This window comes from bacterium (assembly GCA_020440705.1).
GTDB lineage: Bacteria > Krumholzibacteriota > Krumholzibacteriia > LZORAL124-64-63 > LZORAL124-64-63 > JAGRNP01.
The window spans coordinates 1-11,279 of the sequence record JAGRNP010000127.1; the positions used below are offsets into that span (position 1 = coordinate 1).

General features: G+C 71.7%; 12 protein-coding genes. 3 read left to right on the forward strand and 9 right to left on the reverse strand.

The window, feature by feature from the left end:
- Positions 1–83: 83 nt before the first annotated feature.
- The 7 genes from KDM41_15075 to KDM41_15105 all read right to left on the reverse strand — a co-directional run bounded on the left by KDM41_15075 (position 84) and on the right by KDM41_15105 (position 7,364).
- On the reverse strand, positions 84–389 hold the full coding sequence (locus KDM41_15075; GenBank protein ID MCB1184749.1) for a helix-hairpin-helix domain-containing protein: 306 nt from the start codon (positions 387–389) through the stop codon (positions 84–86).
- Positions 386–793 carry a VOC family protein gene (locus tag KDM41_15080; protein MCB1184750.1) on the reverse strand — a complete coding sequence of 136 codons (408 nt, stop codon included), beginning with the start codon at positions 791–793 and terminating at the stop codon, positions 386–388. The genes KDM41_15075 and KDM41_15080 overlap by 4 nt, the downstream gene beginning before the upstream one ends.
- A gap of 4 nt (positions 794–797) precedes the next feature.
- Positions 798–2,321, reverse strand: coding sequence for a glycoside hydrolase family 47 protein (locus KDM41_15085; GenBank protein ID MCB1184751.1), 1,524 nt, complete (start codon positions 2,319–2,321; stop codon positions 798–800).
- Between the two features lie 76 nt (positions 2,322–2,397).
- Entirely contained in the window at positions 2,398–3,222 is an 825-nt protein-coding gene (locus KDM41_15090; protein ID MCB1184752.1) for a hypothetical protein, read from the reverse strand.
- Between the two features lie 124 nt (positions 3,223–3,346).
- Positions 3,347–4,006 carry a transcriptional repressor LexA gene (lexA, locus tag KDM41_15095; GenBank protein MCB1184753.1) on the reverse strand — a complete coding sequence of 220 codons (660 nt, stop codon included), beginning with the start codon at positions 4,004–4,006 and terminating at the stop codon, positions 3,347–3,349.
- Between the two features lie 174 nt (positions 4,007–4,180).
- Entirely contained in the window at positions 4,181–6,271 is a 2,091-nt protein-coding gene (locus tag KDM41_15100) for a TRAP transporter fused permease subunit (protein ID MCB1184754.1), read from the reverse strand.
- Between the two features lie 67 nt (positions 6,272–6,338).
- A complete protein-coding gene (locus KDM41_15105; GenBank protein MCB1184755.1) occupies positions 6,339–7,364 on the reverse strand; it encodes a TAXI family TRAP transporter solute-binding subunit in 1,026 nt (341 codons plus the stop codon).
- A 202-nt stretch (positions 7,365–7,566) separates the two neighbouring features.
- Between KDM41_15105 and KDM41_15110 the strand changes: the two genes are divergently transcribed.
- Positions 7,567–8,325: a sulfite exporter TauE/SafE family protein gene (locus KDM41_15110; GenBank protein MCB1184756.1), complete on the forward strand. Its 759-nt coding sequence runs from the start codon at positions 7,567–7,569 to the stop codon at positions 8,323–8,325.
- Positions 8,326–8,347: 22 nt separating this feature from the next.
- Here the strand turns inward: KDM41_15110 and KDM41_15115 are convergent, their stop codons facing one another.
- The gene (locus KDM41_15115) at positions 8,348–8,938 is read right to left on the reverse strand and encodes a winged helix-turn-helix transcriptional regulator (protein MCB1184757.1); all 591 of its coding nucleotides are present in this window, start codon (positions 8,936–8,938) and stop codon (positions 8,348–8,350) included.
- Between the two features lie 171 nt (positions 8,939–9,109).
- Between KDM41_15115 and KDM41_15120 the strand changes: the two genes are divergently transcribed.
- Both KDM41_15120 and KDM41_15125 read left to right on the forward strand, forming a co-directional pair.
- Positions 9,110–9,457, forward strand: coding sequence for a VOC family protein (locus tag KDM41_15120; GenBank protein ID MCB1184758.1), 348 nt, complete (start codon positions 9,110–9,112; stop codon positions 9,455–9,457).
- Positions 9,454–9,939 carry a hypothetical protein gene (locus KDM41_15125; GenBank protein MCB1184759.1) on the forward strand — a complete coding sequence of 162 codons (486 nt, stop codon included), beginning with the start codon at positions 9,454–9,456 and terminating at the stop codon, positions 9,937–9,939. Before KDM41_15120 ends, KDM41_15125 begins: the two co-directional genes overlap by 4 nt.
- Before the next feature lie 12 nt (positions 9,940–9,951).
- Here KDM41_15125 and KDM41_15130 read toward each other — a convergent pair.
- The coding region (locus tag KDM41_15130; protein ID MCB1184760.1) for a hypothetical protein at positions 9,952–11,279 on the reverse strand (1,328 nt) is incomplete at its 5' end.

Sequence of the window (11,279 nt, forward strand, 5' to 3'; positions counted from 1 at the left end):
GTTCCCCCCGGGGGGAATCGGACCTCCGGGTCTTCTTCGCGTCGAGTCCGGGGAGCGCGCGGCGCACGCCGCCGCCCCCTGCGTCAGGCGGACCCGCCCCGCCGCGCCGCCAGCTCCTCCTTGCGCTCCCGCGTGTACTCCCACCAGGGCCGGGGCGGGTCGCCGTCCATGAAGCGCGTGATGGAGATGAAGACGTCGAGCACGCAGGGGTCCTGCCGGACGCCCGTGGCCGCGCAGAGCTCGTCGAACATCCGGTACGGATCGCGGCCGACGAGATCGCCCGGCGTCGCGATGCCCAGCAGGACCAGGTCGGCCGCGCTCGCGCGCCCGATGTTGGGCAGATCGGTCAGCCGGGTCGTCGTCGCGCGATTGACCTTGGCGGGATTCATGAGGGGCCCACCCCCCCGTTCGTGAACTTGAACTCGAGCAGGTTTCCGGCGGGATCGCGGACGACGAACTTGCCGGACGCGGATCCGGCCGCGGCGTCCTCGCCGCCGGCCCGCGGTGCCAGGACGAACTCCACCCCGTGGGCCCGGCAGCGATCGCCCACGTGCCGCCAGGTCGGGGCGTCCACCGTCGCCCCGAAGTGGTCGAGAGCGAGGGCCGGCCGCTCGGCGCTCGCCTGGTGGAGCGTCAACTGGTGGCCGAAGAAGTCGATGTCGGCCCAGTGGCCGCGATCCCGCCCGACCGGGCACCCGAGCACTCCGGTGTAGAAGGCCTTCGCCGCGTCCAGGTCCGGCACGACGAGGGAGAGATGAAAGACGTGTCCGGCCAAGGCGGCCTCCTCGTTCATGGGGCTATTCAGGCCACACCCGCAGCGGATGCGCCTCGGTGTTGAACAGCGTGCGCTCGAAGTCGATGGTCCCGCGCGGGGCGAAGAGCAGCCAGGCGTACTTCAGCGTCTCGGCCAGGAAGAAGCTCTGCATGGCGTCGCGCTGCTCGCCGGTGCGCACGCTGGCCAGGTGGGCGTAGCCGACCTCGGTGCGGCAGCGGGCGATGAGGCTCTCGACGTACGTGCGCCCCATGTCGCGGTAGCCCTCGTCGCCGGTCAGCTCGAGCAGGTACCAGGCCGACTCGATGTTCTCCGGCCGCAGCGGGTAGCCCTCGTGGAGCACCTCCATCGTCGTGTAGTCGATGACCTCGGGCTCGATGCCGTGGATCTGCCACATGCGGAAGCAGCTGCGCTGCAGGGCCGCGGCCCGTTCGAGATCGCCGGACAGGGCCAGCACCGCGGGGAAGAACGCCTCGAGGGCGCCGAAGCGGGTGCCCGTGCGCTCGCCCGTGTCCATGTCGGCCTGGCCGTACCACAGGCTGCCCGTGCTCGTGTCGGCCAGATAGGTCCCGATGGCGACGATGCTCTCGTCCCACAGCCGGTGCAGGTCCTCGTCGCCGAACATGAGCCAGCCCTTCAGCAGGTACTCGTAGTACGAGTCGACGCGGGCGCCGAGGGCCGCCTCGCGGTCGGTCCACGCGCCGGTCTCGACGTCGATGATCGTGCCCGGCAGGCCGATCGCCGAGCGCCGCGCCGCCAGGGCCATCACCGCGGCCTTGGCCTTGCGCCAGTACACCGGGTTGTCGGTGTGGCGCGACAGGGTGCCCCACTCCAGCAGCAGCGTGCCGATCTCGGCCGGATTGTTCAGCGGGTCGCGCACCGCACCCGTGCGCAGGTTCACGTAGCGGTACGGCATGCCCGTCGGCGAGTCGAAGGCCGGCAGCAGGCGGTCGGCCAGATCGGTGGCCAGGGCGAGGAAGCGGTCGTCGCCGTCGAGCTGGTAGGCCGACAGCAGCCCCCCGAGCAGCCGGATGTCGATCTCGAAGAGCTGCACGTCGAGGTCGCGGTCGAAGTCGAGTTCGGAGAGGATGAGGTCCTTGGCCGCGAGCGCCTCCTCCTCGAGACCCATCAGCTTCATGGTGCTGAAGGCGTCGACGGGGGTCATGAGCAGCGAGGCGCCGTACCAGTCGGCACCGGTGCAGGACAGGGGCCGCAGGTCGTCGTGTCCCCATGCGCACCGGACGTAGCCCTGCCAGGCGTGGCGGAACTCGTCGCGCACGCGGTCGGCGGCGGCGGCCGGATCGGCCGGCAGGACGGGTGCGCCGGACTGTGCCCGCGCGGCCGGCGGCGCGACGGCGGCGGCGAGCGCCGGCAGCAGGGCGGCGGCGAAGAGGAGGCGACGCGGCGAAGCGGTCATCCGGCCGAATGACGGGACGGACGACAGGGGGAACGACGGGGCGGACAGCCGGGCGAAGATCCGGACGAACAGCCGGACGAACAGCCGGGCGAACATCCGAACAAACAGCCGGACAAACATCAGGGCGAACATCGGAACGGACCTCCGGAAGCGGGCGCAGGCGAAACTCGAAGCCGACGAGCCGCGATGATACGCCACCGGCGCCATCTCAGGCCACCCCCCGCGTCTCCTCCACGCGCCAGCCGGGGCCGCGCCGCTTGTCCTTCAGCACGCGGATGGTGAAAGCGTGGCCGTCGGGCGCCCCCCCGGCGCCGGCCGGCCGCCGGCGCACCTCGCCCCGCAACGAGACCAGCGACCCGAGCGAAGCCGTGTCGGCGGACTTCTCCGTCAGGCACAGCACCGCCGCGTCGTGCGTCCGGGCCAGCTGCACCAGACGCCCCTGCAGGGGCGCGGGCAAGGCGGCACTCGTCCCCAGATCGAGCACCACCAGCCCGAACGCCCCGCTGCGCAGGAGCACGTCGGCTGCCCGGCCGGCGGACCGGTCGTCGCGCGCATGCACCACGACCAGAGCCGTCGGATCGACCCCGCACGCGACCGCGTCCGGCGCGTGGAAGGTCGCGGCGGTGGCCGACACCCAGGCGACCGGATCCCCGGCCAGCTGCGCGTCGAGCACCACCGCCATGGCGGCCGACAAGAGGGCCCCGTCGGCGCCTGCGCTCAGTTCGCACAGGCGGCCGGCGAGTTCGTTGCGGTTCCAGGCCGGACTCTCCGCCGGCGCCTCGCCCCGGACGCCGTCGCGGACATCTTCCCCGAGATGGTCGGCCAGGCGCCGCACGCCCGGCACTTCCAGCAGATCGGCCAGGTGATGGCGCACCGGCGCGGGCGCGGGCATCTCCCGCCGCGGTCGCGGGCGCGCCCACGGGTGCCGGGGCGACGGGGCCGGGGCCGGAGCGGGTGCGGCGGCCCGCGCGAACCCGGCGGGTGCGGTGATCACCGGGGACAGCGATGCCAGATCATGTGCGGCCAGGGCCATGATCCCCTCCTTCGGGAATGCGGGGAAGTGCGTCCGTCGTCGTCATCCGGCGCTGGGGGCGTCGGGTCGTTCGTTCTGCTTGCGCCGGCCACCGGCCCGGGCGTGTGCTGTCGCCGCACGGCCGTCAGGCCAGACGACGACGGACCTCCACGACCCGGCCCAGAATCCGGATCTCCGTATCCGGCGCGATCTCGATGGGCGCGAAGGCGGCGTTCTCCGGTTGGAGGACGATGCGCCCCGCGCGCAGCCGCAGGCGTTTGACGGTGGCCTCGCCCTCGACCAGGGCCACGACGATCTCGCCGTCGCGCGCCGTGTCCTGGCGGTGGACGACCACCATGTCGCCGGGCAGGATGCCGGCCTCGACCATGCTCTCGCCGCGGACGGTGAGGGCGAAGAGCCCGCCCTCGTCGTCGGCGGCGCCGGCGTCGGGTCCGGACGCCGGCAGCCAGCCGTCCGGATCCTCGATGGCCTCCTGCAGGGCGCCTGCCTGCACGCGGCCGAGCAGGGGGATGTAGCGGACGGCGCCGACCGGTCCGGTTGGCCTTGCGCCGTCCGCTCCACCGCTCCCGCCCGCGGGCAGGCGATACCCGCGGGCCACGCCCGGCTCGCGTTCCAGCCGGCCCGCGGCCACCAGGGCGGCCAGGTGCTGCTGGGCCGACTGCACCGCCTTGAACCCGAAGGCCCGCTGCACCTCGCGCACCGTGGGCGGCGCGCCCGCGGCGATGCGATCGCGCACGAAGGCGAAGATCTCGCGGCGGGTCTGGTCGGATCGGCGGGGGGTCATGGCGTCTCCTTCGGGTTCGTCTCAGCGACAGCCGGAATTTAAACAGACATTCGTCTGTCCGTCAATAGCAAATAGCGAAAATAAAGCGAATAAAAACAGGCCACACGATGTTGTGGAGGCATGAAAACGGCCCCACCACCGGTGGGGCCGTCAGCGGAACCGCAGCGAGGGGGATCAGGCCGTCGCAACCTCCCGGCCGCGCTCCCGCCGCCGGGTCCAGAGGAAGATCGCGAAGAAGACCACGCCGCCCACCGTGTCGACCAGCAGGTTCGCCGGCCAGATCATGGCCACGCCCGCGGCGAAGACGACCGCGCGCTCGGGCCAGCTCAGCCTTCCCTCGAGGTAGCCCTGCATGGCCCCCACCAGGGCGTAGATCCCGAAGAAGGCGTAGGCGAAGAGGCGGAAGACCTCGAGCCACGGTCCGCCCAGGAAGTTCGTGTAGGCGAAGAGCAGCGGCACGATGTACAGGCCCTTGGCGATCTTCCACGCCGTCAGGCCGGTGGACATGGGCGGCGTCCCGGCGATGGCCGCGCCGGTGAAGGCGGCCAGGCACACGGGCGGGGTCACGTTCGAGTCCTGACTGAGCCAGAAGATGATCATGTGGGCCGAGAGCAGGGCGTAGGTGAGGGTGCGCTCGTCGAGCACCTGCTCGCGCAGCATGCCCATCATCTCGACGGGCATGGCGGCCATGATGTCGTGGGCCGCGGCCATGCTCATGGGCTGCCCGATCAGGGCGATCTTGTCCGGCACCCCGAGCATGAAGAGCGCCTGCGCGCCTTCGGGGATGGCGCCGTTGGCCAGGGCGTGCACCAGCTGGCCGTCGGCGATCATGCCGTACAGGGCGGGCGCCGAGAGGGTGCCCAGCACGATGTAGGCCGCGGTGACGGGCAGCCCCATGCCCAGGATCAGCGAGGCCAGGGCCACCAGCACGATGGCGATGAAGATGCTGTCGCCGGACCACGCGCTGATCATCACCGAGAAGGTGTTGCCCACCCCCGCGGTCGCGATCACGTTCACCACGAGCCCCACGCTGCAGAGCAGGATCGCCGTCATGACCATGTTCTTCGCGCCGAGCGCCAGCGCCTCGGCCACGGCCCGCGGGCCCATGCGGTTGGGCGTGAACCACGACGAGACGACCACCGCGATGATGGCGATGCCCGCGGCGAAGGTCGGCGTGAAGCCGTAGACGAGCATCCCGATCAGCACCGTGATCGGCACCAGGAAGGCGAAGCCGCCGCGCCGCAGCACCTGTCCCACGGTGACGGTCTCGTCCTGGTCGACCTGCAGGCCGAGCTTGCGCGCCTCGGTGCGCACGTAGAAGCCCACCGACGCGAAGTAGAGGATCGCCGGCAGGAAGCTCACCGCGACGATGGTCGGGTACGGGATCTGGGTGTAGCTCGACATGACGAAGGCGCCGGCGCCCATGATCGGCGGCATGAGCTGCCCGCCGGTCGAGGCGGTGGCCTCCACCCCCGCGGCGAACTTCGGCTTGAAGCCCGCCTTGATCATCAGCGGGATGGTGATGACGCCCGTCGAGGCCGTGTTGGCGATGGCCGAGCCGCTGATGGTGCCGGTCAGGCCCGAGGCGATGACGGCCACCAGGCCGGGGCCGCCGATGGTGCGTCCGGCCAGGGCCCGCGCCAGGTCGATGATGAAGTCGCCGGCGCCGGAGCGCAGCAGGAACGCCCCGAAGAGGATGAACATGAACACGAACGACGACGAGATCAGGGCGATGTTGCCGAAGAGCGCGTCGTCGCCGTACACGCTGCGGAAGAGCAGCGTCTCGGGCTTCAGCCCCGCGAACTTGAACACGCCCGGGATGTGCGGCCCCCACACGCTGACGTAGGTCAGCGCGACGACGATGATCGTCGGGATGATCCAGCCCGTGGTGCGGCGCGTCAGCTCGATGGCCGTCAGGATCAGGATGATGCCGAAGACCCAGTCGACCGGCGCGAGCCGCACGCCGTTGGCATAGATGACGTCCTCCCGCGAGACCATGAAGACGGCGGCGAAGGCGGCCAGCAGGCCCCAGCCGAGGTCGAGCAGGCGCAGCATCCGGCCGGCGGTGCCGGTGCGGGTGGTCAGCGGCGTCAGCAGCACGCACAGCAGCGCGAAGCCGGCGTAGTGCAGGCCGTTCTGCCACAGGTTCGAGAGCAGGCCGAAGGTGTTGAACCAGACGTGGAGCAGGCTGATGGCCACGCCGAGGCCGAACACGGCCCAGCGTCGGGCGGGATGCGCGTCGGCGGCGATGATGTCGACGGCCATGGCGGGTCCGTTCCGCGCGGCGCCGCGGGAGCCGGCGTGTCCGGCTCCCGACGGCGCTCGTGAGGGTCTACTCGGCGATCAGGCGCGCGGGAATCTCGAGGCCCGCTTCCCGGAAGTAGCGCGCGGCGCCCGGATGCAGGGGCAGCGGCAGGCCGACGATGGCCTTCTCGAGGGCCATGTCCTTCGTCGCCTTGTGGATGCCCTGCAGGAAGGGCAGGTTCTCGTAGATGGTCTTGGTCATCTGGTAGACGGCGTCCTCGTCCACGTCGGCGCGGCAGGCCAGGAAGTTGGGCTGCGCGATGGTGGTGACGTCGTGGTCCAGCCCGGGGTAGGTGCCGGCCGGGATCGTGAACGGGGTCCACAGATCCATGCCGCCGTCGGCCTGCTTCGCCTGCTCGGGCGTGAACTCGAGCAGCGCGACCTTGTCGCCCATGGCCGCGAAGAGCTTGGAGATGGCGCCCGCGGGCACGCCCGCCGGCGTCGAGATGCCGCTGACCTGGCCGTTCTGCAGGGCGTCGGCGCTCGGGCCATAGCCGCCGTACATCAGCTCGTAGTCGGCGTCGACGTCGATGCCGAAGTTGCCCAGGATCTCCTTGTTGCTGCCCTGGGTGCCGGAGTTCTTCTTGCCCAGGCCGGCGCGCTTGCCCTTGATCCCGACGAAGTCGGAGATGGTGCCGGTCTTGGCGAACTCCTTCGCCACCACGAAGTGCTCGACGTTCTGCCACAGCATGGAGACCGAGCGCAACTCGTGCTGCGGGCCCTCGCCGGCCAGGTCGCCGGTGCCGTTCCAGGCCCAGTTGCCGTACAGGCCCTGCAGGATGCCGAACTGCACCTCGTTCTCGCGCATCAGCTTCACGTTCTCGCCGCTGCCGGCCGAGCTGATCGCCGACAGGCCGATCTTCTCGGTGGGCTGCAGCTTCACCTTCACCAGGGTCGAGATGGCGACGCCCACGGGATAGAACGTGCCGCCGGTCGACGCGGTGGCCATCAGGTAGTCGCGCGACTCCTGGGCGCCGGCGGGCAGGCCGACGGCGACGAACGCCACCAGCGCGGACGCCAGGACGATGCTCTTGAGCTGCGGAAAACGATTCATGTCGGGGCTCCTTTGCGGAGGTTCGGGGCGGATCCGGGATCGGCGATATTTAACCACCGGAGGTCCGAATTGGCTACGGTCATCGTGCGGGCGCCGGCTGCCCCACGCCCCTCGCCGGGGCCGGTCGCTTGTGATATCCTGCCCCTGCTTGGCCATCGACCCGTCACCCCCGCCGGGCCCCGCGCCCCGGGAGCCGCCGCCCATGTCCGCCGACTTCACCTTCTGGCACGCCCTGCTCCTCTTCGCCGTCGGCACCGTCGCCGGCGTCCTGAACGTGCTCGCCGGCGGCGGTTCGCTGCTCACCCTGCCGGTGCTGCTCTTCCTCGGCCTGCCCGCCGCCATGGCCAACGGCACCAACCGGGTGGCGATCCTGCTGCAGAACGTGGTCGCGGTGCAGGGCTTCCGGCACAAGCGCATGCTGCCCCTGAAGCTCTCGCTCATCTGCACCCTGCCCGCGTTGGCCGGCAGCGTGCTCGGTGCGCGGCTCGCGGTCGACATCGGCGAAGACGCCTTCCGCCGCATCCTGGCCGGGGTGATGCTCGGTGTCTGCGTGCTCATGGTCGCCGACCCCACCCGCCGGCTGCGCTTCGACCCCGCCGCCCTGACGCGGGGCCGCCTCGTGGCGCTCGCGTTCACCTTCCTGGGCATCGGCGTGTACGGCGGCTTCATCCAGGCGGGCGTGGGCTTCCTGATCATCACCGGCCTGCTGCTGCACGGCCTCGACATGGTGCGCATCAACGCGGTGAAGGTCTTCGTGGTGATGGTCTACACGGCGGCCGCGCTGGTGGTCTTCGTGCGGGCGGGGCAGGTCGACTGGGTGCTCGGCCTCGCGCTGGCCGCGGGCAACGCCCTCGGCGGCTGGCTGGGCAGCCAGATCGCCGTGCGCCAGGGCCACGACTGGCTGCGGAAGCTGGTGCTGGTGGTGGCGGTGGCCTTCGCGGTGAAGCTGTTCTGGCGCTGACCCCAATCCCGCCGATCTCTCCTCACGCCCCGAACGGCGCGGCCGCCTCCGCCAGCACGCCGGTCGCGGCGGCGAGACCCGCGGCCGTCCGGCCCACCCCGTAGGCCGGACGCGGCGGCCGCGTGTCGAGCACCTCGCGCCGCAGACAGTCGGCCTCGACCAGGTCGGCCAGCGCCTTCGCCAGGGCCCGGGGCGAAGCGTCGGGCAGGGCGCGCGCGATGTCCGCGTAGCGTTCGGCCCCGGCGGCGACCGCCGCCAGCACGGGCAGCGACCACTTGTTCAGCACCGGTTCGAGCAGCGCCAGCGACCGCGCCGCCGCGACCACGTCCCGACAGGGGCCGGCCACGCCCTCGCCCCAGGGGGTGAGCAGATACTCGGGCCGCAGCGGGTGTCCGTAGCCCGGGTTCGGCATCACCAGTCCGGCCGCCTCGGCCGCGGCCAGGGTGCGCCGCAGCGATGGCGGGCTGATGCCGAGCCTCGCCACGAGCACCGCGAACCGCGCGCCGCCGGCCGCGCCAATCTCCCCCAGCACGGGCACGAGCCAGCGGTGGTGACACAGGCGCACCAGGCCGGCGAGATCGTGGGGGGCGGTTCGGGGCGGGGTCGTGGTCATGGGGCCTCGGGTTTTCTTCGGTTCGGGGCTTGCGACAAAAATATATATACTATACTTTTGTTCACACGTCAAACGGATCGACCACCTCGACCCCGACTCCCTCACACCGAAAGCGAGACCACCATGTCCCATCGCTCCGAACTCGGCTACGACGGCGGCCTCACCTGCGCCATGCAGTGCGCCGACCTCGACGCCTCCCTCGCCTGGTACCAGGACGTCCTCGGCTTCGAACTCCTCTACCGGGTCGACGAGATGGCCTGGGCCGAACTGCGCAGCCCCGTCGCCCGGGTGAACGTCGGCCTCGGCCAGGTGGAGACGCCCCTCGTGCAGGGCGGCGCCACCCTCACCTGGGGCGTCGCCGACATCGACGCGGCGCGCGCCGCCCTCGAGGCCCGCGACGTGCGCTTCGACGGCGAAACCCAGACCATCCCGGAGATGGTGCGCCTGGCGACGTTCTTCGATCCGGACGGCAACCGGCACATGCTCTATCAGGATCTGAGCGCGGGCGGGTCGGCGTGACGCGGCGAATGGGGTTCCTCGTGGCGCTCGCCGTGGCGGCGTTGCTGACGGGGGCCGCGGCCGGTGCCGCGGCCGCCGCCCAGCCCGACGACCTGGCCGACCTGGCCTGGCTCGCAGGCGCCTGGCGGGCCGACGCGTTCGGCGGCGTGGCCGAGGAGATCTGGCTGCCCGCCCGGGGCGACGCCATGCACGCCGTCTTCCGCCACGTGAAGGACGGGCGCGTCACCTTCACCGAGTACATCCAGGTGCTCGCCGCCGACGGTCGGCTCACCATGACGTTCAATCACTTCCGGCCGGACTACAGCACGTGGGAAGGCGCCGGGCCGCCCATGACCCTGACCCTCGCCGAGTCGTCGGCCGGCCACGCGCGCTTCGTCCGCGCCAACGACGTCAGCCCGGACGAGATCGTCTACACGCTGGTGGGCGAGGAACTGCACGTGACGGTGACGGGGGTGGATGAACCGCTGGTTTTCCGGCGGTAGGCGCCGACCCGGTCACTTCAGCTCGTAGGCCAGCACCGCCTCGAGCAGCGGATCCCGCCCCGCCAGGAAATCCGCCCAGCTCACCTCGGCCGGGATGTCCGGCATCAGGGCCGGCGACGTGTCCCGCGAGGCCCGCACGATCTTGGTCGAGGTCGCGTACCCGATGCCCGTTCCCGGCAGGGTGAACACGCCCACCTGCCCGGGGTGCACCGGCGCCATGCCCGTCGGCTCGCCCACGACCACCGCGCCGCACAGGGTGCGCATGGCGTCGGCGTCGTACACGGCGGCCGAGAAGGTGCGGCGGCCGACGATGACGAAGGCCTGGCCCACGCGGCCGTCGGTGAGGCGGGCCGCCAGGTCGCGGAAGACCCCGTTGATCTGGTTCTGGCCGCCGCTGTTGTGACGCACGTCCAGGACGAAGCGGTCGATCGGGTTGGCGTTCAGCGCCTCGAAGAGGGCGACGCCGAACTGGCGCAGCGGGCGCTCCGGGTCGTCCCGGGCCTGGTCGTACTTGAAGTACAGCGTGCGCGAGTCGGGCAGGTACTCGAACCAGTAGCTGCCGCCGCGGCGGCGCGACAGGGGCCGCTGGCCCTCGGGCGGACCGGCGACGACCCACTCGCCGTCGGTCGGGGTCGCGAGGCTCGCCGTGGCGGTCCGCTCGGTGCCGTCGTCGTGCACCACCGTGAAGGTCAGGGCGTCCGGCAGCCGCGCCATGCCGAGCTGGTGCAGGGCCCCCACGTTGATCAGCCAGGAAGGCGCCTGCTCCCGGAACCAGTTCTCGTGGGTGCGGGCGATCTGGGGATCGATGGCCGCCAGCACATCGGCGACCGGGTGGCCGTCGATGGCCGACAGGCGCCCGCCCACCAGCGACGCCAGCGCGGGCGGGCCCGCGACCACCCGCACCTCGCTCCCGAAGAAGCGCAGCGACAGGGGCAGACGCACCAGGCCGCCTTCCGGCAGCTCGGTCGCCGTGTGGGGATCGCCCAGACGGCAGGTCAGGGCGCGCAGTTGCCAGGCCAGCGCCGTGTCGTCGGGACCGTCCGGACGCGCGGCCGCGGCGGCGATCCCGGCCAGTCCGGCGCGGAAGTCGGCGCGCGACAGGTGGGCCCAGGGGTCGGGATGGCCGAACTCGACCAGCTCGCCCAGGTAGTCCAGATCCTGCGCCCAGCGTTCGGCGCGCGGCGCGTCGATGGCGGGCGCCGGCGGCGTCAGGCGCTCGAGCCGCATGTCGTCCACGTACAGCCGGCCGGGCACCGAAAGGAAGGCCCCCACCTTCAGGCGCGTCACGCCGGGCGTCAGGGCGAGGGACGTGGTGTGCTCGGCCCAGTCGTTGGTGCCCG